This is a genomic window from Streptomyces sp. NPDC002499 (assembly GCF_053595415.1).
In genome coordinates this window covers 261,104-280,565 of the sequence record NZ_JBSFXO010000014.1, presented here as the reverse complement: position 1 = coordinate 280,565, position 19,462 = coordinate 261,104, and the positions used below count along the sequence as shown (strand labels likewise).

The following is a 19,462-nucleotide window of genomic DNA, read 5'->3' as shown; positions in this document are numbered from 1 at the left end:
TGATTGTGTAGGGGACAGACCCGTGTGGCCCTTGCGCTGAGCCCCCAGGAGGTGCGAATGGACTGGACCCGTCCCGAGGCGGTGGTGTGGCGCAACCGTGCCCTCATGGTCTTCGACCGGGTCGCGGTGCCGGTCGCGGTGTGCGATGTGTACGGCATGGTCCAGCTGGCCAATCCGGCGATGGCGGCGGAGTGCGGTACGACACCGGGGCGGCTGCGCGGCCGGGACGTGCTGGAGTTGTTCCGGCCGCAGGAGACGACGCAGGTGGAGCGGATCGCAGAAGCACTGCGGCTGCGGCACCGGTCGCGCTACCAGGTGTCGGTGCGGTGGCGCGCGGAGAGTGGGGCCGAGCGGTACGGGGAGCTCACGGCCGATCCGGTGAGCGACACCGTGGAGGACACTCCCGCCCTGCTGGTGATGCTGCGCGTCCTCGGCGAGCGCGAGCCGAGCGCGGAGTCATCGGCCCGGGGCACGACGGTCACGCCGGTCACTCCGGTGGAGGCCCGGATCCTGGCGCTGCTCGCCGGGGGCGCCACCACCGCCAGGGCGGCCCGCGAGACCGGGCTCACCACGGACGGCGTCACGTATCACCTGCGGCGACTGTCGGCCCGGTGGGGCGCGGCGAACCGGACGGAACTGGTGGCGCGGGCCTATGCGACGGGGGTGCTGGTGGCGGGGGTGTGGCCGCCGGCGCCTGCCGGCGAGGTGGACGCGGGCGGGAGCTAGCGCGGGCTCGCGGTCTCCTGCGGCAGGCCTGCCGTTCCCGCCCCCTCCGGCGCCCCGAACCGAGCCAGCGTGTGCCACACCTTCTTCAGGTCCTGCAGTTCGTAGCGGCCGGTGCGGGCCGCGTCGCCGATGATCCGTGGGTCGACGCGGCCGTCCTCGGCGATGCGGGTGCCGAGATCGACGTACTCCTGACCTCGGAAGTCGGCGTGCCGGCGCAGGTCCGGGACGGAAAGGACGTACCCCGGGTGCCACTCGACCGCGCACGGCAGGCGCTCCGCCGCGGTCTCGACCGGTGTGTCCCGGTAGCACGCGTCCAGGACCAGGCCCTCCACGTCCTCGGCCAGGTCGACACCGCCGTGCACCTGTGCCTCGATGTAGTCGTCGAGGGCGTCCCGCTCGTCGGCCTCGGCCTGGGCGATGAGGGACATGCCGGCGGCGACGCCGAAGTCGGTCGGCTCGGCCGCGCTGTCGGGGTAGCAGAACGTGGCGCGGGCGAGGGCGGCCGGGGCGAGCCGGAAGTGCGAGGAGCCGAACCGCGGGGCGGCGCCCACCACTTGGTGCCGGAAGTTCAGGGCGCCGTACACGGGCCGGTCGTGCGGGACCGCATCGTCGTAGGCACCGCCGAAGATCCGGCTCTCCCAGCGCCAGCGGTCGCCGCCGGGGTGCGCGGTGAGGCCGCCGTTGCTGGTGCCCGTGACGAACTGCGAGTGGTAGGCGCCGTCCTGGGCCAGCCGGAGGAGGACGGGGAGGTCGCCCGCGAACCGGTCGGGGTGGAAATTCAGGGTGATCCGGTGGCGCGGGGCGACTGCCGGGCCCGCGGACCGGGCCGCGACATGCCTCAGCGCCCGGCGCGCACGCGACGGTCCGACGTGCCCGAAATCCATTGGCTTCTCCTCGCTTAAGCTATATACCATCGCCAAGAACCTAGGAACCCTAGGTTTCCCCGGCGGGACCCGCCGGCCGATCCAGGAGCCCTTTCATGAGATCACTCACCGAGCCCGACATTCGCAACTCATTTGTGAACTGCTCGAAGGGAGAGGCCAAACGCCTCGCGGTCCCCCGCGATCTCGACCAACGCCCTTGGGACGACCTGGACTTCCTCGGTTGGCGCGATCCCGGAGCCCCCGATCGCAGCTATCTGGTCATGGAGCGCGAGACGGGCCTCGTGGGCGTCACACTGCGCTTCCAGCCGGCACAGCACGGCTATATGCACCGCAGCATGTGCTCCCTGTGCCTGACGACCCACCCGCGCGGCGGTGTCTCGCTCATGACCGCACGGAAGGCCGGCCAGGCGGGCCGCGACGGGAACTCCGTCGGCGTGTACATGTGCGCCGACCTGGCCTGTTCGCTCTACGTACGCGGCAAGAAGATCTCGCAGAGCGGCGCCCGGTTCGAGGAAAGCCTGACCCTGGACGAGCAGATCGCCCGGACCACGGGCAACCTGTCGACCTTCATCGACAAGCTGTACGTCTGACGTCGGCGAGCACCGCGTCCGGCGACCGTAACCCCGCGACCTGGCGACCGGCCCCTCAGAGGTCCGCCACCGCCAGGACGATCTTGCCCCGGTTCTCCCGGCTCGCCAGCCGCTCGTGCGCGGCCCGTGCCTCTTCGAGGGGCAGGACGGTCTCCACCGGCACCCGATAGGCCCCGGCGGCGACTCGTTCGGCCAGTTCACGCAGGTCGGGACGGGGGTCGTAGCCGTGGATCTGGAGGTTGGTGAGCTGGAAGCCGAGGATCGCCGCGTTCTTGGGATAGAAGTCGCGGGTGTCGACGGTGCTGGGCTCCAGCGCGACGTTGGCGAGCGCGACGACCCGGCCGCCGTGGCCCACCTCGCGCAGGCTCCGCCCGAACGCACGGCCGCCGACGGTGTCCAGGACGACGTCGGCACCGCGTCCGTCGGTCAGCCGCAGGATCTCGTCGACCTCCGCGTCATCGGGGAACGCGGAGGTGTCGAGGACGTCCCGAGCCCCGAACTCCCCGGCCCACGCGGCCTTTTCGGCCGAGCCCGCCAGCGCGATCACCCGGGCTCCGGCCTCGGCGGCGATCTGTACGGCCGCGGTCCCGACCCCGCTGGCCGCGGCCTTCACCACCACCGTGTCCTCCTTGGTGACCCGGGCGAGACTCCGTAGGCAGTACCAGGCGGAGAGCCAGGCGACGGGCAGCGTGGCCGCCACGGTCAGGCTCAAGCCGTCCGGCAGGACGGTCACCCGCTCGGCCGGCACCACCGCCAACTCGGCGTAGAAACCGGGGGCGTCTATCCCGTCCAGCGCCATCACCCGCTGTCCGACGGCGAGTTCGGTCACCCCCTCCCCCACGGCCGCGACGACTCCCGCCGCCTCCGCTCCGGGTATCAACGGCGGGCGCCCGGCCCGGTGGTAGCGCCCGGACCTGATCAGCGCGTCGGCGCGATTGACGCCCGCCGCCGCGATCCGCACCAGCACCTCGCCGGGCCCCGCCACGGGGTCGGGCACCTCGACCGGCACCAGCACCTCGGGCCCGCCGAACTCGTCGATCCGTATCGCACGCATACCGCACCTGCTTTTCTCTGCCGCAGCCGTCCACACACCCGGCTGACACCGGTTGAACTGGTGTCACCATCCGACACCGCTTCAACCGGTGTCAAGAGCCGTCGCTCGGATTGGAGCTTCCGGTTACGACACCGGATGAACCGGTGTACCTCGGTGTAACCTCATCTCCATGAGCAGCACCCCGGCACCCGCCGACCCCGCTCCCACCGACCCGGCACTCGCGTTCCCCTTCATCGGCGGCCGCCCCTGTCTGGACTTCGTGGCGACGCTCGGCAAGCGGCACGCCACCCCGCTGGAGCGGATCCCGGACACCGCCGCGCTGTCCCGCTGGTTCACGGAGGCGGAGCTGGCCGCGGGCGACGAAGCGGTTCGGGTGACTGCCCGGGACCTCGCCGACGCCCGTGTCCTGCGCGAGGCGATCCACCGGGTCCTGCGGGCCGCCATGGACGGGGGCCGGCCGGACGCGACCGACGTGCAACGTGTCAACGACGTGGCCGCGCGGCCGGACCTCGCTCCCCAACTCGGCCCGGTGCACTGGACCGCACGCCACCCGGCGCGCGCGGCGCTGGCCACGGTCGCCCGGGACGCCGTACTCCTGGTGGGCGGTCCCCTGCTGGAGCGGGTCAAGAAGTGCGAGAACCCGGACTGTTCGCTGCTGTTCCTCGACGACTCCCAGGCCCGGCGCCGCCGTTGGTGCTCGATGGAGCGCTGCGGCAACCTGGCGAAAGTGGCCGGCTACCGGTCGCGCAGCCGGGCCGCCGACACCCGGTGAAGGTCGGTCCGACGCTCACATAGCCGATGTCCGCCCACTGTCTTCGCTGTCCGGTCGCGATCACGGGTTCGATGCGAAGGTAGAAGGGGAAGGGCCCGAGGATGCGTGATGTACGTGAGTGGAGGGCGTCCCTCGTGCGCTTCGTGAAGCGTCGCAGGGACCCCGTGGTCGTGCAGACGCTGCGATCGGCGGTCGCGGCGACGGTCGCCTATGTCATCGCCCTGCGCCTGAGCCCCGAGCCCGCGCCGCTCACCGCCCCGCTGACGGCCCTGCTGGTCGTCCAGGTCACCCTGTACGCCACGCTCACCAACGGCATCCGGCGTGTGAACGCCGTCGTCGCCGGTGTGCTCGTGGCGATCGCCTTCAGCCTCCTGGTGGGCCTGACCTGGTGGAGTCTCGCGCTGCTGATCCTGGCCTCGCTGGTGGTGGGGCGCCTGGTGCGGGTCAACGAGTACGTGCCCGAGGTCGCGATCAGCGCGATGCTGGTGCTCGGGGTGACGACCGTCGGGGACACGGCGTGGGCGCGGGTGGTCGAGACGTTGATCGGCGCGGTCGTCGGGCTCGGCTGCAATCTGCTCCTCGCACCACCGGTGTGGGTCGAGGAGGCGGGCGAGTCGATCGAGGGCCTGGCCCGGCGGGTGCGGCGGCTGATGCTGCGGATGGGCGAGGAGGCCGCGGGGCGTACGCCGGTGGAACTCGCGACCCAGCGCCTGCACGAGGCGCGTCGGCTCGACCACGACATCATCGACGTGGACGCGGCGCTGCGGCAGGCCGAGGACAGCCTGCGGCTCAATCCACGCGTGCGCGAGGGGCTGCTGCACCGGGTGGTGCTGCGCACGGGGCTGGACACTCTGGAGATCTGCACGGTGGTGCTGCGGGTGCTGGCCCGCACCCTGACCGACCTCGCGAAGGAACGCGAACCCGAGCGGCTGTTCCCGGCCGAGACGGGCGCCGTGGTGGAGCGGTTGCTGTGCGAGGTCGGCGACGCCGTGGTCAGCTTCGCCGTGCTGGTCACCTCCGACGTCAGCAAGAGCGCGGAGTCGGCGGAGGCCCGGCTCGCCGCCGAGCTGCGCCAGGCCTCGGCCACCCGCGACAAGCTGGCCCTGCTGCTCCTGGAGGAGGTCCAGCGCGACGCCCGGACCTGGCAGCTGTACGGCGCCGTACTGACCGAGGTCAACCGCACCCTCGACGAGCTGGACACCGAGCACCGCTCGCGCCGGCTCCTGGAGGAGCTGGACCGCGTCTCCCAGGAGCAGCGCGAGCGCATGCCGCGGCTGACCCGGCTCCAGGAGGCACTCCACGATTCCGACCTGCCGCGCGTTCCGGACGCACTGCGCCGGAACCGTCCCGGTACCGGCCGTCGTTCTAGGTGACGAAGTCACCGGGGCGGCGTACGTTTCCGGCACCGGCTACGAGGGGGCGGCGGATGACCGACAGCACCGTGCGGATCGACGGGAACACACTGCGGCTGCCGGGCGGAGTGGCGGTGCGGTTCATCCGTACCCTGCGCCTGCCCGAGACGGGCACCCATCCCCTGCCGCCGGGGCTCGGCGAGTTCCCGGTCCGACGGGTCGCCGACTTCCCCGACACCGTGCCCGAGGAGTGGCTTGCGCGAGGCGGTGTGATGCTGCCGGTGTATCTGCGCGAGGCGATGTGGCTGAGCTTCGGCGGCACGACGGAGCCGGCCGCCCTCCAGGTCGGGGTCGGCAAGGTGTGCGCGGTCTCCGGGAAGCCGTGGAGCGACCGGCTGGCGCGGAAGCCGCAGAACTACGTCGTGCTGCCCCGCCAGCCCTGGCTGGACGGCATCAACTCAGGCAAGGGCACGGTCCGCCAGTTCGTGGCGGTGCCGCTCGGTCTGGGTGCGACCGTCGAGGGCCAGGTCACGGGCGAGGAGGTCTGGGGCGGCGTACAGCTTCAGTCCTTCCCGCTCAAGGAGCGGCAGTTGGCCGAGTGGCGGGCCGAGGAGCGGCGCCGGGCCGAGCGGCCGCCGTCGATGCCCATGGCGACCGGGGGTTACGGCACGGCGATGTCGGCGGCCCCCGCTCCGAGTGGCGGGCCGGTTCCGGTGGCGGCGCGGCGGAAGCCCACCCTGGAGATGGGCCTCGGCGTCGGCGGCTCGATGCGGCAGGAGGTCTACACGGACGACCGGCCGCTCAAGGACTGGGCTCCGGAGCCCGCCGGGCGCGTCTTCGTCCATCTGGTGACGCCTCCGGAGTGGCACCGCATCACCGGCGAGGCTCCCCCGCCGTCGCCGGTGGACCGGGCGGCGTACACGCGCGCGGGGCTGCCTTGGTACGACTACTACGACCAGGACGCAGAGGATCTCGCCCCCACGGACACGCTGGACGGCGTGAAGCCGGTCGGCGACTGGCTGGGCGACGACCACGAGCCCTGGGAACCGCCGACTCCGCACCAGGTACAGCCGCTGGGCGACGCTCCGGGCAAGCCGGTGAAGGACGGCGACTGGTAGACCACGACGTTTCACGGAACGCGTCTTTTCGCACGGCGCGGACACTCCCGCGGCACGTCCGGGCGTTGCACTCCACGCAACGCCCGGTGCCGTTCTTGCATGTGCCGGGTGGTCCGCGTCAAGGTGGCTGTCACGACCGGGACGACCGATCACCTGAGGTGCGGACATGAGCAGTGGGACCGGAGCGACGAACGGCGGCTGGAGCAGGCGCCGTTTCGTGGGCGCGCTCGCGGGAGCGGCCGCCGTGACGGCGCTGCCCGCGCCGGCCCCGCCCAGATCCACGCCGACGTCCGCCGTGACGACCCCCGACCGGGCGGTGGCCCAGAAGGATCAGCCGGCCACCGGGCAGCGACCCGCGCCGGAGCCCGTCGGCCCCCGCCCCCTCTACCTCGGCACGTACACCTCCGTCGCCGGTGGGGGCAAGGGCATCGGCCTCGCCACCTACGACTCCGCGACCGGAAAGATCACCGGTACGGGCACGATCACCGGCGTCGCCGATCCCTCGTACCTCGCCGTGCACCCCGACGGCCGCACCCTGTATGCGGTGAACGAGCGCGAGGCCGGCGCCGTGACCGCCGTACGCCTCGCCGACCGCAAGGTCCTGGGCAGCCGCGGTACGGGCGGGGCGGGGCCCTGCCATCTCTCCGTGCACCCGAGCGGCAAGTGGCTGCTGAGCGCGAACTACACCTCGGGCAGCGTGGCCGTGCACCCGATCGACGGCGCGGGCGCGCTCGGCGAGCGCACCGACCTGGTCACGCACTCCAGCCCGGCGCCCGGTCCGGGTCAACAGGGCCCGCACGCCCACCAGTTCGTCACCAGCCCGGACGGCGGCCATGTGCTCGCCGTGGACCTGGGCACCGACACCGTCTACACCTACCGACTGGACGAGAGCACCGGCAAGCTCACCGAGACGTCCCGCGCGCAGACCCGCGCGGGTGCCGGTCCGCGCCATCTGACCTTCCACCCCGGCGGGCGGTACGCCTACTTGGCGAACGAGGTCGACAACACGGTCGCGGTGTGCGGCTACGACCCGGCCGGCGGCCGTCTCACGATCGGCGCGCCACAAGCCACCGGCTCGGGTTCGGGCACCAACTACCCCGCGCAGATCCTGGTCACGCCGAACGGCGCCTACGCCTACCTGGCCAACCGGGGCCACAACAGCCTGGCGCGCTACGCCGTGGAGGCGGACGGCGCACGACTGAGGCTGCTCGACACGGTCCCGGTGTCCGGCGACTTCCCGAGGCAGATCGCCTTCTCGCCGGACGGGACGCTGCTGTTCACGGCGAACCAGAAGTCGGGCACGGTCAGCGTCTTCCACGTGGACGAGGGCAGTGGTGAACTCCGGCTCACCGGCGCGCCGTTCGCCTCACCCGTCGCCGTCTGTGCGCTGCCGCTGTAGCGGGCGCGGGCAGGACGCGTTGCCGGCCTGCGTGAGCAGGACGTGCATGCGTTCCGTGAGCTGTCCGACGTCGTCGGCGGGCTTGTGGAACGGAAGTCGTACGTCGCCGTGGGTGCGGTTGCGTTCGATGCGCAGGGTGAGTCCGTGCCGGTCCACGGCGAGGGGCTGGACGCGGACAGCCCCGTGCAGGCTGTCGCGGTCGACGAGCCGGGTGAGGCGCTCGACGGCGTCGGCGTGGCAGTCGGCGAGGTGTGTCAGCAGCCGGGCCTCGGCGCCGGCGAGCGGGTCGGGCGCGGCGGCGGCGAACTCGTCGAGGGCGACGACGACCGCGCCGGTCGGCGGACGCAGCACCACACGGGTTGCCTGGAAGGCGAGTTGGCCGTCCTCGGGGACGAAGTACCCCGCGAGCCAGAGCCTGGCGCGGATACGGTTGCGGACCGGGACGGGCGCGACGTCGGCGAACTCCAGGACGGCGGACGGCTCGCCGCGGGGCGCGCAGATCGCGGCCGCGTTGAGCGCGCTGTCCTCGGGCACCTGCACCAGCACCCGGCCGTCGTCGGTCACGGTGTGCGCGCCGACGAACTCCTCGCGGCCGCCCTCCCCCGTCACCGCGCAGGACCACGCGGCGGCGAGCACCGAGCGGGCGCGTTCCGCGGCGGGGGGCGCGGCCGTCCAGGCCTGGCTGTCACCCATTCCGAACCTCCTTAGGTAAGCCTTGCCTAACTTACCGAAGATCGGGGCGCACGCCAACCATGGGGGCGCACTCGGCGCGTCCCCCAGGGCGATTCCCTCTAGGCGATGACTCCCAGCAGGGCCCGGGCGCACAGGTCCCGCACCTGCTCCCGCGTCAACTCCGAGTCCCGCAGCCACTCCAGGCACACGGCGGTCGTGAAGGCCAGCCAGCCACGGACCGCGAGCCGGACGACGGGACGTTGCTCGAAGAGCGGGCCGAACTCCGGGTCCGCGGCAAGGGCCAGCAGGATCTGCCGCTCCTGGGCCGCCAACGCCCGCTGGTAGACGCGCCGCACGGCCTGGTCGCCGGCCGCGTCGGCGCGGTGAAAGGCCCGGAAGCCGTGGGCGTGCGCCTCCACGTACGTCAGATAGGTGTCGAGCCCGGCGGTGAGCTGCTCGCGCGCCGGCACCCCGGGCACGGCCGCCGTCATCTGGAGCATGCGCTCGCTCTCGCGCTCGACGACGGCCGCGAAGAAGTCCCGCTTCGTCGGAAAGTAGTGGTAGAGCAGTCCGCGCGAGACCCCGGCGATCTCGGCGACCTGCTCGATCCAGACCTCGTCGTAGGGACTCTCCGAGAACAGCCGCGCACCGACCGACAGCAGCTGCTCCCTGCGCGCCTCGGTGCTGAGTCGGCGGCGCGTGCGCTCACCCTGGTTCGCGACCATCCCCGCACTTTACTTGACGCGAGTTCAATAAGGGGATCAGACTGAATCGCGCTATTGAACCCACGTACAACATGCTCAACCTGCCGCTGCATCAAGGGAGATCGCGTCATGGCGGAGACGGACACGGAGACGAGGCCGACGGGTGGGAACGGACTCCCGAAGGGTTTCCGCAGCGCCGAGCAGGGCTGGCCGGAGCTGCGCCGCATCCCGCATCCGCCGCGCCGGGTCCCCTTCCTCGGTGACGTGATCGGCGCCAGCCGGCGCACCCCGCTCCAGGACACCCTGCGCTACGCCCGGCAGTTGGGCCCGGTGTTCCGACGCAAGGCCTTCGGCAAGGAGTTCGTCTTCGTGTGGGGCGCGGAGCCCGCGGCCGACATGGCGGACGAGTCGCGCTTCGCCAAGCACGTCGGTCTCGGGATCGCCAATCTGCGGCCGGTGGCCGGCGACGGACTGTTCACGGCGTACAACCACGAGCCGAACTGGCAGTTGGCGCACGACGTCCTGGCGCCGGGTTTCAGCCGGGAGGCCATGGCGGCCTACCACCCGATGATGCTGGCGGTGGCCGGGCGGCTCACCGACCACTGGGACCGCGAGCTGACGGCGGGGCGGGCGGTGGACGTGCCCGGTGACATGACCAAGCTGACGCTTGAGACCATCGCGCGCACCGGGTTCGGGCACGACTTCGGGTCCTTCGAGCGCTCCCGGCCGCACCCCTTCGTCTCCGCGATGGTCGGCACGCTCACCTACGCGCAACGGCTCAACACCGTGCCCTCGCCCCTGGCTCCCTACCTGCTGCGGAGCGCCTCGCGACGCAACGCGGCCGACATCTCGTATCTCAACCGCACGGTCGACGAGTTGGTCCAGGTCCGCCGTGAGTCGAACGCCGACGGTGGCGGTGACCTGCTCGACCGGATGCTGGAGACAGTCCATCCGGAGACCGGCGAGCGGCTGTCCGCGGAGAACGTCCGGCGCCAGGTCATCACGTTCCTGGTGGCCGGGCACGAGACGACCTCGGGCGCACTCTCCTTCGCCCTGCACTACCTCTCCCTGCACCCCGAGGTCGCGGCCCGGGCGCGGGCCGAGGTGGACGCCGTCTGGGGCGACGCCGAGGTGCCGGGGTACGACCAGGTGGCCAAGTTGCGTTATGTGCGGCGGGTGTTGGACGAGGCGCTGCGGCTGTGGCCGACGGCACCGGCCTTCGCCCGGGAGGCCCGCGAGGACACGGTGCTCGCGGGCGGCCATCCGATGCGGCGCGGCGCGTGGGCGCTGGTCCTCACGGCGATGCTGCACCGCGATCCGGAGGTGTGGGGCGCCGACGCCGAACGGTTCGGCCCCGACCGCTTCGACCCGAAGTCCGTACGCTCCCGGGTCCCGCACACCTTCAAGCCGTTCGGGACGGGCGCGCGGGCGTGCATCGGGCGGCAGTTCGCGCTGCACGAGGCCACGCTGGTGCTCGGCCTGCTGCTGCGCCGCTACGAGCTGCGGCCCGACCCGGACTACCGGCTGCGCGTGACCGAGCGGCTGACGCTGATGCCGGACGGGCTGCGGCTGCACCTGGACCGGCGGACGGCGAGCGCGTCGGCCGCGCAGACACCGGACGAGTCGCGGACATCGGACGACCCGTCGTCACCGGATCTACGGTGTCCAGTGCACGGGACGGGTGACTGAACCCGGCAACCGGGTCCCCGCGCTCCCCCGGGCCGCGTTGACCTGGGGCTGGGTGAGGAAGAAGGCGCCGGTCAGGTCCGCGTCGGTGAGGTCGGCGTCGCGCAGGTCGGCGCCGATCATGTCCGCCTCGCGCAGATCGGCACCGGTGAGGTCGGCGGCGATGAGGTAGGCGCCGCGGAAGTTCGCGCCGCGCAGATCGGCGCCCTTGAGCTTGGCTCCCATCAGGTCAGCGCCCCGGCGCTCCTTCTTGCGGCCACGGACGCCCGCACGCACCAACTCGCTGGTCTTCAGCAGCAGGACATTGACCTCCTGCCGGTGCGCGCCGACGTCCAGCGCGGTCAGCTCCTCCGGCGGGCGGCGGGTGTGCTCCTCGGTCCGCTCCAGCAGCCGACGCAGATCGGCGTAGACCGGACGGGCGGCCGGGAGGGTCAGCGCCTCGGTGAGGTACCAGAGCAGTTCGTGCAGTTGCCGGACGACCGGGAAGACGTCGAACATCTGCCGGGCTTCCTCCTTCGACCCCTCACGCCAGTCCCGCCCGCCGAAGGTGACCTGGGAGATCTTCTGCCCGGCGCCGAAGCAGTCGTAGACCGTGCAGCCGTTGAACCCGTCCTGCCGCAGCCGGGCGTGAATGCCGCACCGGTGGTCCTCCCGCAGGTTCGGGCACGCGCTGCCGGCCTTCTTGTCGATCGCGAAGTCCGTGGAGCGGGCGAAGGGCAGCGCGACACAGCACAGCCCGAAGCACCGCCCGCAGTCGGCGCGCAGTTCGGTCGGTTCCACTGTCTGATCTGGCACGAAGACCAGTTTATCGAGGCAGGCCCACTCCCTGGACCATCATCGAACCGATCGGTACCATCTTCCGCATGCCCGTACCCAAAGGCACGACCCTCGATCCGGAGCGCACCCGCGCGGCGCTCCTCGCCTCGGCGACCGAGATCTTCTACGAGCGCGGTCTCGACGGCGTCGGCGTGGCCGAACTGTGCCGCGCGGTGGGCGCCTCCAAGGAGACGCTCTACCGGCACTTCGGCTCCAAGGACGGCCTCGTGGAGGCGGTCCTCACGGCCCGCAGCGACCGAGTAGTGCACTGGCTCACGGCCACGGTCGAGGCGGCGGGCGCCGACCCGCGCGCCCAACTGGCGTCGCTCTTCGACGCGTTGGGCGACTGGTACCGCCAACCCGGCTTCCGTGGCTGCGCGATCGTCAATGCCGCGACCCAGCACCACGCGCCTCCCGCCGGCCCGGCCGCCGACCGGCATCTCGGCCGCTACCAGGACCTCCTCACGAGCATCGCGGAGCGGGCCGGAGTCCCCGAACCGCAGCGCCTGGGACGGCAGTTGCTGATCCTGCTGGAGGGCGCCACGGTCGTCGCGGACCACCACGACCCGGACGGCCGTGCGGCACAGGACGCCAAACGGGCGGCGCTCACCCTGCTCGCGGCCGAGGGGGTGTGAGGCGATGACGACCGAGGCTCTTCCCGCGCCCGACGGGGTCGAAGGTTGGACGGCACCCGGATACGAGACCGTGGCCGAGGTCTTCGCCGGGAACTTCGAGCGATACGACGAGACGGGCGCCGCGTTCGCCGCGTACCGGGACGGCGAACTCGTCGTCGACCTGCGGGGCGGCACCGCCGATCCGGCGACGGGACGCCCCTGGCGTGCCGACACCCTTCAGCTCGTGTTCTCGGGCGCCAAGGGGCTGACGGCCGCGTGCGTCCTGCTGCTCGTCGAGCGCGGGCAACTGGACCTGGACACCCCGGCCGCCCACTACTGGCCGGAGTTCGCCGCCGCCGGCAAGGACCGGATCACGGTCGGCGAGATCCTCTCCCACCAGGCCCGGCTGCCGGGTGTGCAACAGCCGTTCAGCACACAGGAGTTGCTGGACCCCGAGCACATGGCGAGCCTGCTGGCCGCGCAGGCGCCGTCGGACGATCCGCGGGCCGGGTTCATCTACCACGCGCTGACGTGGGGTTGGCTGACCGGCGAGTTGGTGCGCCGGGTCGACGGGCGGACGGTGGGGGCCTTCTTCGCCGAGGAGTTCGCCGGTCCGCTCGGCCTGGACGTCTGGCTGGGCCTGCCGGACGAGGAGCACGGCCGGGCCGCGACGACGCTCGCGGGCCCCGGTGTCCTGATACCGCAGGTCGGTGACGACGACGATCCGTTGCGCGTCCTGACCCGCAATCCCCTCACCACCCCCGACGCACCGGCCCTTTGGAACAGCGCCCCCTTCCGCCGGGCCCAGATTCCCGCCGTCGGCGCGCATGTGACGGCCCGTTCGATGGCCCGCTTCTACGTCTGTCTCGCGCGGGGCGGTGAACTGGACGGCGTCCGTGTGCTCAAGGAGGCGACCGTCGAGCTCGCCCGCCGGGAGCTGCGGCGCGGCACCTCACCGCTGTGGGGCAGCCCGATGGCGTACGGCGCGGGCTACGAACTCCGCACCGACCTGGCCCTGTTCGGGCCGCCGCGGGACACGTTCGGGCACGCGGGCTTCGGCGGCTCCCGGCACGGTGCCTGGCCGGGAGAGCGCGTCGGATTCTCGTACACGATGAATCTGGTCCGTGGGGACTTTCCCGACCGTCGGCCGTTGGATCTGCTGACGGCCTTGCATGGTGCCGTGACGGTCAGTCCAGCGCGGTGAGGTCGAGGTGGGCGAGGCGGTCCGGGTCGGCCAGGATGTGCATCTCGGCGATCCTGCCGTCGACGACGGTGAGGCCCATGACGGCGAGCGCCCGGCCCTCGACGACGTTGACCAGGCCGACCGTGTCGTTGACCAGGACCACCCGGGACAGCGGCGTGAACTGCCGGAACATCATTGCCTGTTCGGCCACGCTCTTGGCCCCGCGCACCAGCTTGGAGGCGGCCGCGCCGCCCACCAGGGTGCCGGAGTCGACGCGCAGCACGATGTCCGGGTCGAGGACCGCGACCAGTGCCTCGAAGTCACCGGCGCGGGCGGCGGCCATGAAGGCGTCGACGACCTGTCGCTGCCGGCCGAGGTCGGGTTCCGCCGACGGCGTGGCGCCCCGCACGCGGCGCCGGGCCCGGCTCGCCAGCTGCCGGGTGGCCGCCGAACTGCGCTCCACGATCGGCGCGATGTCGTCGAAGGGCACGGCGAACATGTCGTGCAGGACGAACGCGAGTCGCTCGGCCGGCTCCAGGGTCTCCAGCACCACCAGGAGGGCCAGCCCCACCGAGTCCGCCTGGAGCACCTCCTGCTCCGGGTCGATCTGCGAGAGGGGTCTGATCACCGGGTCCGGGACGAAGGTGTCGTCGATCGGCTCCTCGCGCCGCAGGTTCCGCGAGCGCAGCAGGTCCAGACAGACCCGGCCGACCACGGTGGTCAGCCAGCCGCCGAGGTTGCGGATGTCGTCCGCCTCGGTGCGGCTCAGCTTGACCCACGTCTCCTGGACAGCGTCCTCCGCCTCGGCCGTCGAGCCGAGCATGCGGTACGCGACCGCCTTCAGCCGCCCGCGGTGCTCCTCGAAGCGGTCGGCCAGCAGATCCGTCTCGTTCATTCCGCCCCCGTCGCGGTCTGGATCGTACGGACGATGTGATCATCCAATCACGACCCGAACGGCTCGAAACAGCGCCCGCGCCCCCGCCCCTGCACGACCTCAGTAGCGCTGTGCCTTGACCAGCTTCGGCGTCAGCACCGGCTTCGGTGGCTTGCGACTGATGGCGATCGGCTGGGCCCGCTCCCCCGGTGCGAGGTTCTCCGCGCCGACGTAACGGGTCTCGACCGTCTTGCCGGCCGAGTCGAGGAAGTCGACCTGGACGGCGTACGAGGCCTTGTGGTCGGTCTTGTTGGTGATGGAGACGACGACGGCGAGCAGGCCGTCGGTGCTGGCGCGCGCCTTGCCGGTCATCGCGACCTCGGACAGCGCGTTGCCGCGTCCCTTCACGTCCTTCAGCGCGTTCTGGGCCGCCTTGTTGGCGCGCTCGACCTCGGCCGAGACGGAGGCCTCGAAGGAGGACGCGGCGGCGGAGGCGGATGCTTCGCGGGCCGAGGCGGAGGCGCGGGCCGACGCGACGGCCGACGCGGCCTTCGACTCCAGAGCGGAGGGCGTGTTGCCCGAGAAGGAGGCCGTGTCGGGTGCCGTCGGCGTGGCCGAGGAATCACCGTCGCCGTCGCCGTCACTGCTGCACGACACCAGGACCGCGCCCGCCAGAGTGGCTGCCAGGGCCAGGGCGACCGCCCGGGCTCGTCCCGTTCGGCGCTCCGGGCGGGCTGACCTCGTACGCATCGCGTGGTGTCCTCTCGCGCGACAGGGAACGACAGACCGACGAAATGAACCTTATGTCGGTTTCGGTGTCGTCACACCTCGTCGCGCGTCAGCGCCAGCAGTCGGTCCAGGACCCGCGGCCCGCCGGCCCTGACGCCGTCGTGTTCGAACTCGTCGGTGACCCAGGTGCGCAGTCCGCGGATCGCGCGGGCGGTCTCCAGGGAGTGGGTCGCGTCGACGTACATGTCGTCGTGGTAGACGGCCGCCGCGACCGGGACCTCGTTGGCGGCGAGGCGAGCGGGGTCGTAGAGGGGCTTCCAGTCGGTGCGGGCGGCGAGGAGTTCGGCGGTCTCGCGGAGCGGGCGCAGGGCGGGGTCGTTGTCGAACATCCAGGGATGGATCGTTTCTCCGGTGAACAGCAGCGGACCGTCGCCGGCCAGGGCCTTGGCCGCGTCGAACTGCGGGTACTCCCCGCGGACGCGCTCGGCCGACCAGTCGGTGGGGCGCTCGTCCTGGGCGTAGACCGACTCGTGGACGAGGGCGTACAGGGGGTGTCCGGCGTACGAGAGCTGGGCCTGGACCTCGTCCTGGAAGGCGTCCGAGAGGGCCGGGCCCTGCGGGGTGCGGACGAAGGCGTGTTCCAGGAGGTAGTGCAGTCGGTGGCTGCCCTCGCTGCCGCCGAGGACGATGCCGAGGGTCTGGAAGGCCTCGACGGTGAGGCGGTAGCCGTTCGGCAGGGTCACGTCGTGCGCGAGGAGGTGGTCGGCGATGCGGCGGGCCCGCTCGACGTCCTGCGGGTAACGCGCGTAGTGCGCGGCGACCTTGCGCTCGATACGTGGGTAGGCCGCCCGGTAGACGTCGTCGGCGTGCGCGTCCAGCGAGGGCAGGCCGCCGGTGATCACGGCGGCGGTCAGGCCCTCGGGAGCGCTGGAGAGGTAGTGCACCGCGCAGAAACCGCCGAAGCTCTGGCCGAGGACGGTCCAGGGCGCGCCGCCGGTGACCTCGGCGCGGATCGCCTCGCAGTCGCGGACGATCGAGTCGGCGCGGAAGTGCGTGAGGTAGTCGGCCTGCTCCGCGGGGCCGCCGCGCAGCGGAAGGGTCTGGCGGGTGGCGGGCGTGGAGTGGCCGGTGCCGCGCTGGTCCAGGAGCAGGACCCGGAACTCCTTCAGCGCCCGGTCGAGCCAGGCCTGCCGTCCCACGAAACGGTTCGCCCCGAAGCCCGGGCCGCCCTGGAGGTAGAGCAGCCACGGCAGGTTCTGGTGCGCCTTGTCGCTTCCGACGACCTCACGGGCGTAGAGCTCGATCGTCTCCCCGGCCGGGTCGTCGTGGTCGAGGGGCACGGTGAAGCGGCGGTCGGTGAGAACGACGCCGGGCTGGCGGTACGTGGCGGTCAACGGGGCTCCTGGGACGTACGGGTTGTGGACCGCGTCCCAGTTCAGCACATGATCCTGCGGCCAACACCCCCCGGGATCATGAAATCGTACTGAACGCGCGATCAGCGGGTGGACAGACTGGATCTGCGCACGACCAGTTCGGGCTGGAGGACGACCCGTCGGTGTTCGTGCTGCACCGTGCCGTTCTCGGCCTCCGTCTCCTCCAGGAGGAGCTCGGCGGCGAGGGCGCCCAGGGTGACGGCGGGCTGGCGGACGGAGGTGAGCGGGACGGCCGCGGCGGCGGCGAACTCGATGTCGTCGTAGCCGACGATCGCGAGGTCGTCGGGGACCGAGACGCCGGCCGCGAACATGGCCTGGAGGACGCCGAGGGCGAGCAGGTCGTTGGCGCAGAAGACGGCGGTGGGGCGGTCGGCGAGGCCGAGCAGCCGGGCGCCCGCGTCCCGTCCGGCGGCCACGTCGAGACGTTCGGTGGGCAGCTCGCGCAGGTTCTCGGGGCCCAGGCCCGCCTCGGCGAGCGCGTTCAGGGCGCCGATGCGGCGGTCGCGGACCTGGTTGAGGCCGGGCGGGCCGCTGACGTAGGCGATGGAGCGGTGTCCGGCGTCGACCAGATGACGTACGGCCAGCGCGCCGCCCGCGACGTCGTCCACCGAGACGGAGCACTCGGTGGTGCCCTCGGCGACCCGGTCGACCAGCACGAAGGGGATGTTGTGCCGCCGGAACGACTCGATGTTGCGGCCGGTCGCGTCGGCGGGGGTGAACAGGACGCCCCGCACCCGCTGCTCGGCGAAGAGGGACAGGTAGTCGGCCTCCTCGCTCGCGCTCTGGGCGCTGTTGCAGACCATCACGCCGAGTCCTGCCTCGCGGGCGGCGCGCTCGGCGCCGCGCGCCACGTCGACGAAGAACGGGTTGCCCATGTCCAGGACGAGCAGTCCCATGATGCGGCTGCGGCCCGCGCGCAGCTGGCGCGCGGACTCGCTGCGGACGTAACCGAGCCGGTCGATCGCGGACAGCACGCGCGCCCGGGTCTCGGTGGCGACCGTGTCCGGGCGGTTGATGACGTTCGAGACCGTGCCGACCGAGACTCCGGCGACGCGGGCGACGTCCTTGATACCCACCGACTGGGCCATCAGGCAGGGACCTCCAGGGGTACTCGGGAGGGCGGAAAGAAGACCTTCACATTACCGTCATCACCGCGCACATCCGGCCCGGTCACGCGGGCAGCGCGAAGTCGACGACATGGAGCGCCGAGGGTGTCGTACCGCTCGACTTCTCCTGGTACATGAACGACAGGACGTTGTCGGCCCGCACCCGCGTCTCGTCGACGACGACCTCGCCGAAGGCGTTCAGGTCGCCGCCGTCGTGCAGCAGCGTCCAGTCGGTGTACGCGGAGGCCTTCGAGGCCCCGGCGATCCGGCCGTAAGGGAGGACCGCGTAGGCGTTGTCGTGCCGGTCCAGGACCAGCTTGGTGCGTTGGCTGGAGACGAGCGGGACCGGGATCTCGGTCTTCTGCCAGACGCCTGCGGAGTTCTTGCGGAGGTGGAACGCGCGGCCGTGCGCGGTGCGGTCGGCGACGTAGTCGGTGGTGCACTGCCCGAAGCGGCCGGGGACGTAGCTGATGATCGCGTGCGGGAGACCGGTGGAGTCGGTCGCCTGGCTCTCCTGGTTCATGAGGGAGTGGTCGGGGGCGAGGGCGTCGACGACCAGGCCGTGGTCCGTGACGGCCACGGTGTCGGAGCCGCCTGTCGTGCCTACGACGGTGCCCGCGTCGTTGCGCCAAGTCCGGCCGCGGTCGGTCGAGGTGACGTAGCCCGTGTCGTGGTTGGTGATACCTCCCCCATTGCACATCACGGCCGCGTTCTGCTCACGCCAGGTGAAAAGGGCATGCAGGCGCCCGTGGACGTCGTAGTCGATGCCGTGCAGGTACATGTTGCGGGCCGTGGAGGAGCCGTGCGCGCTGGTGTACGTGCCCGTCGAACTGGACCACTCCCCCAGCGCCGCCCACCTTGAACCGTCGTACTCCGCAAGGGCGTTGCGGCCGTTGCCGGAGACGCCGACCCGGTAGCTGAGCTGGAGCCCGCCCTCGGGGGTGGCGATGAACTGCGGGTACGTGAACTGCGAGGTGAGCGGGAGTCCGTCGAGCGAGGTCTGTACGGGGCCGAGGACGGCTGAAGTCCAGGCGGTGGACGCCGGGTTGTCCAGGAGGCCCGCGATCGACCTGACGTAGAAGAAGCCGTCGCTGTGGGAGTCGAAGTTGAGGTGGAGGCGGCCGTCCAGTTCCGAGACACCCATCGAGATGACGTTGTGGGAGTCGTCGCTCTTCAGGGTGTGGGCGAGGGTGAGCGTGGACCAACTGGAGCCGCCCAGGGGGCGTCTGGCGATGACGGCGTGACGGGTGGCCGTGTACCAGGCCGCGTACTGGTGGCCCTTGTACGTCAACAGCCCGTTCTTCTGGAACGAGTTGTTGTTGACCAGCCCGTCGTAGGAGACGAAGTAGAGGGCGGCGGCGTCCAATTGGGTGCGGTCGAGGAGAGTGAGGGCGGGTGCGGCGAGCCCGCTTCCGGCGGCGGTCATGAGAGGTGGAACACCTCCGTGAGGGGCATCATCGCCTCGTCGGGCCGGGCGCCGTCCAGTGACTCGAAGAACGGCGCCATCTCGGCCTGCCAGCGGGCGTTGACGTCGGTGGCCTCCATGCCGGCCTGGGCGGCGGCGAAGTCCTCGGTCTCCAAGTAGCCGACCAGCAGGCCGTCTTCGCGCAGGAAGAGCGAGTAGTTGTGCCAGCCGGTGGCCGAGAGCGCGTCGAGCATCTCGGGCCACACGGCGGCGTGCCGCTCGCGGTACTCGTCGAGGCGGTCCGCCCTGACCTTCAGCAGGAAGCACACGCGCTGCATCAACGGC

20 protein-coding genes are annotated in these 19,462 nt (G+C 71.8%); 9 read left to right on the top strand and 11 right to left on the bottom strand.

Features of this window, described 5'->3' with window-relative positions; all coding sequences use genetic code 11:
- Positions 1-57: 57 nt before the first annotated feature.
- Entirely contained in the window at positions 58-726 is a 669-nt protein-coding gene (locus ACWD5F_RS36455) for a PAS domain S-box protein (protein ID WP_451260598.1), read from the top strand.
- Here the strand turns inward: ACWD5F_RS36455 and ACWD5F_RS36450 are convergent.
- Positions 723-1,610: a DUF3626 domain-containing protein gene (locus ACWD5F_RS36450; protein WP_451260597.1), complete on the bottom strand. Its 888-nt coding sequence runs from the start codon at positions 1,608-1,610 to the stop codon at positions 723-725. The genes ACWD5F_RS36455 and ACWD5F_RS36450 overlap by 4 nt on opposite strands.
- A 95-nt stretch (positions 1,611-1,705) precedes the next feature.
- Between ACWD5F_RS36450 and ACWD5F_RS36445 the strand changes: the two genes are divergently transcribed.
- Complete coding sequence (locus ACWD5F_RS36445; RefSeq protein ID WP_451260596.1) at positions 1,706-2,200, top strand: FBP domain-containing protein; 495 nt, start codon at positions 1,706-1,708, stop codon at positions 2,198-2,200.
- Positions 2,201-2,255: 55 nt separating this feature from the next.
- On the opposite strand, the gene ACWD5F_RS36440 is transcribed toward ACWD5F_RS36445, so the two are convergent.
- Positions 2,256-3,254: a quinone oxidoreductase family protein gene (locus ACWD5F_RS36440; protein WP_451260595.1), complete on the bottom strand. Its 999-nt coding sequence runs from the start codon at positions 3,252-3,254 to the stop codon at positions 2,256-2,258.
- A 169-nt stretch (positions 3,255-3,423) separates the two neighbouring features.
- Between ACWD5F_RS36440 and ACWD5F_RS36435 the strand changes: the two genes are divergently transcribed.
- The 4 genes from ACWD5F_RS36435 to ACWD5F_RS36420 all read left to right on the top strand — a co-directional run bounded on the left by ACWD5F_RS36435 (position 3,424) and on the right by ACWD5F_RS36420 (position 7,895).
- Positions 3,424-4,026, top strand: coding sequence for a CGNR zinc finger domain-containing protein (locus tag ACWD5F_RS36435; RefSeq protein WP_451260594.1), 603 nt, complete (start codon positions 3,424-3,426; stop codon positions 4,024-4,026).
- A 101-nt stretch (positions 4,027-4,127) separates the two neighbouring features.
- Entirely contained in the window at positions 4,128-5,399 is a 1,272-nt protein-coding gene (locus ACWD5F_RS36430; RefSeq protein WP_451260593.1) for an FUSC family protein, read from the top strand.
- A gap of 53 nt (positions 5,400-5,452) precedes the next feature.
- On the top strand, positions 5,453-6,496 hold the full coding sequence (locus ACWD5F_RS36425; RefSeq protein ID WP_451260592.1) for a hypothetical protein: 1,044 nt from the start codon (positions 5,453-5,455) through the stop codon (positions 6,494-6,496).
- Positions 6,497-6,662: 166 nt separating this feature from the next.
- Positions 6,663-7,895, top strand: coding sequence for a lactonase family protein (locus ACWD5F_RS36420; protein ID WP_451260591.1), 1,233 nt, complete (start codon positions 6,663-6,665; stop codon positions 7,893-7,895).
- On the opposite strand, the gene ACWD5F_RS36415 is transcribed toward ACWD5F_RS36420, so the two are convergent.
- Together ACWD5F_RS36415 and ACWD5F_RS36410 are read right to left on the bottom strand one after the other, a co-directional pair.
- Positions 7,863-8,588, bottom strand: coding sequence for a DUF2470 domain-containing protein (locus ACWD5F_RS36415; protein ID WP_401710786.1), 726 nt, complete (start codon positions 8,586-8,588; stop codon positions 7,863-7,865). The two genes, ACWD5F_RS36420 and ACWD5F_RS36415, sit on opposite strands and share 33 nt — an antisense overlap.
- 98 nt (positions 8,589-8,686) lie before the next feature.
- Entirely contained in the window at positions 8,687-9,292 is a 606-nt protein-coding gene (locus ACWD5F_RS36410; RefSeq protein WP_451260590.1) for a TetR/AcrR family transcriptional regulator, read from the bottom strand.
- A 108-nt stretch (positions 9,293-9,400) separates the two neighbouring features.
- Here ACWD5F_RS36410 and ACWD5F_RS36405 point away from each other — a divergent pair, with 108 nt between their 5' ends.
- Positions 9,401-10,960: a cytochrome P450 gene (locus tag ACWD5F_RS36405; protein WP_451260589.1), complete on the top strand. Its 1,560-nt coding sequence runs from the start codon at positions 9,401-9,403 to the stop codon at positions 10,958-10,960.
- Here the strand turns inward: ACWD5F_RS36405 and ACWD5F_RS36400 are convergent.
- The gene (locus ACWD5F_RS36400) at positions 10,928-11,752 is read right to left on the bottom strand and encodes a pentapeptide repeat-containing protein (protein WP_451260588.1); all 825 of its coding nucleotides are present in this window, start codon (positions 11,750-11,752) and stop codon (positions 10,928-10,930) included. The two genes, ACWD5F_RS36405 and ACWD5F_RS36400, sit on opposite strands and share 33 nt — an antisense overlap.
- Positions 11,753-11,820: 68 nt before the next feature.
- Between ACWD5F_RS36400 and ACWD5F_RS36395 the strand changes: the two genes are divergently transcribed.
- Positions 11,821-12,408, top strand: coding sequence for a TetR/AcrR family transcriptional regulator (locus ACWD5F_RS36395; RefSeq protein ID WP_451260587.1), 588 nt, complete (start codon positions 11,821-11,823; stop codon positions 12,406-12,408).
- 4 nt (positions 12,409-12,412) lie between these two features.
- Positions 12,413-13,591: a serine hydrolase domain-containing protein gene (locus ACWD5F_RS36390; protein ID WP_451260586.1), complete on the top strand. Its 1,179-nt coding sequence runs from the start codon at positions 12,413-12,415 to the stop codon at positions 13,589-13,591.
- On the opposite strand, the gene sigJ is transcribed toward ACWD5F_RS36390, so the two are convergent.
- From sigJ to ACWD5F_RS36360, 6 genes are all read right to left on the bottom strand, one after another.
- The gene (gene sigJ, locus ACWD5F_RS36385; RefSeq protein ID WP_451260585.1) at positions 13,575-14,465 is read right to left on the bottom strand and encodes an RNA polymerase sigma factor SigJ; all 891 of its coding nucleotides are present in this window, start codon (positions 14,463-14,465) and stop codon (positions 13,575-13,577) included. The genes ACWD5F_RS36390 and sigJ overlap by 17 nt on opposite strands.
- A gap of 99 nt (positions 14,466-14,564) precedes the next feature.
- Complete coding sequence (locus tag ACWD5F_RS36380) at positions 14,565-15,194, bottom strand: FxLYD domain-containing protein (RefSeq protein WP_451260584.1); 630 nt, start codon at positions 15,192-15,194, stop codon at positions 14,565-14,567.
- Positions 15,195-15,265: 71 nt separating this feature from the next.
- Positions 15,266-16,567, bottom strand: a complete 1,302-nt coding sequence (locus tag ACWD5F_RS36375; RefSeq protein ID WP_451260583.1) for an alpha/beta fold hydrolase — start codon at positions 16,565-16,567, stop codon at positions 15,266-15,268.
- Positions 16,568-16,668: 101 nt separating this feature from the next.
- On the bottom strand, positions 16,669-17,694 hold the full coding sequence (locus ACWD5F_RS36370) for a LacI family DNA-binding transcriptional regulator (RefSeq protein WP_451260582.1): 1,026 nt from the start codon (positions 17,692-17,694) through the stop codon (positions 16,669-16,671).
- Positions 17,695-17,776: 82 nt separating this feature from the next.
- Positions 17,777-19,138: a BNR repeat-containing protein gene (locus ACWD5F_RS36365; protein ID WP_451260581.1), complete on the bottom strand. Its 1,362-nt coding sequence runs from the start codon at positions 19,136-19,138 to the stop codon at positions 17,777-17,779.
- Positions 19,135-19,455, bottom strand: coding sequence for an L-rhamnose mutarotase (locus ACWD5F_RS36360; protein ID WP_451260580.1), 321 nt, complete (start codon positions 19,453-19,455; stop codon positions 19,135-19,137). Before ACWD5F_RS36360 ends, ACWD5F_RS36365 begins: the two co-directional genes overlap by 4 nt.
- Positions 19,456-19,462: the final 7 nt, after the last annotated feature.

Coding starts and splice junctions, on each gene's coding strand:
- ACWD5F_RS36430 (WP_451260593.1), top strand. CDS start 4,128: ATGCGTGATGTACGTGAGTGGAGGGCGTCCCTCGTGCGCTTCGTGAAG.
- ACWD5F_RS36370 (WP_451260582.1), bottom strand. CDS start 17,694: ATGGCCCAGTCGGTGGGTATCAAGGACGTCGCCCGCGTCGCCGGAGTC.
- ACWD5F_RS36395 (WP_451260587.1), top strand. CDS start 11,821: ATGCCCGTACCCAAAGGCACGACCCTCGATCCGGAGCGCACCCGCGCG.
- ACWD5F_RS36435 (WP_451260594.1), top strand. CDS start 3,424: ATGAGCAGCACCCCGGCACCCGCCGACCCCGCTCCCACCGACCCGGCA.
- ACWD5F_RS36415 (WP_401710786.1), bottom strand. CDS start 8,588: ATGGGTGACAGCCAGGCCTGGACGGCCGCGCCCCCCGCCGCGGAACGC.
- ACWD5F_RS36440 (WP_451260595.1), bottom strand. CDS start 3,254: ATGCGTGCGATACGGATCGACGAGTTCGGCGGGCCCGAGGTGCTGGTG.
- ACWD5F_RS36420 (WP_451260591.1), top strand. CDS start 6,663: ATGAGCAGTGGGACCGGAGCGACGAACGGCGGCTGGAGCAGGCGCCGT.
- ACWD5F_RS36445 (WP_451260596.1), top strand. CDS start 1,706: ATGAGATCACTCACCGAGCCCGACATTCGCAACTCATTTGTGAACTGC.
- ACWD5F_RS36360 (WP_451260580.1), bottom strand. CDS start 19,455: ATGCAGCGCGTGTGCTTCCTGCTGAAGGTCAGGGCGGACCGCCTCGAC.
- ACWD5F_RS36390 (WP_451260586.1), top strand. CDS start 12,413: ATGACGACCGAGGCTCTTCCCGCGCCCGACGGGGTCGAAGGTTGGACG.
- ACWD5F_RS36365 (WP_451260581.1), bottom strand. CDS start 19,138: ATGACCGCCGCCGGAAGCGGGCTCGCCGCACCCGCCCTCACTCTCCTC.
- ACWD5F_RS36450 (WP_451260597.1), bottom strand. CDS start 1,610: ATGGATTTCGGGCACGTCGGACCGTCGCGTGCGCGCCGGGCGCTGAGG.
- ACWD5F_RS36455 (WP_451260598.1), top strand. CDS start 58: ATGGACTGGACCCGTCCCGAGGCGGTGGTGTGGCGCAACCGTGCCCTC.
- ACWD5F_RS36405 (WP_451260589.1), top strand. CDS start 9,401: ATGGCGGAGACGGACACGGAGACGAGGCCGACGGGTGGGAACGGACTC.
- sigJ (WP_451260585.1), bottom strand. CDS start 14,465: ATGAACGAGACGGATCTGCTGGCCGACCGCTTCGAGGAGCACCGCGGG.
- ACWD5F_RS36380 (WP_451260584.1), bottom strand. CDS start 15,194: ATGCGTACGAGGTCAGCCCGCCCGGAGCGCCGAACGGGACGAGCCCGG.
- ACWD5F_RS36410 (WP_451260590.1), bottom strand. CDS start 9,292: ATGGTCGCGAACCAGGGTGAGCGCACGCGCCGCCGACTCAGCACCGAG.
- ACWD5F_RS36425 (WP_451260592.1), top strand. CDS start 5,453: ATGACCGACAGCACCGTGCGGATCGACGGGAACACACTGCGGCTGCCG.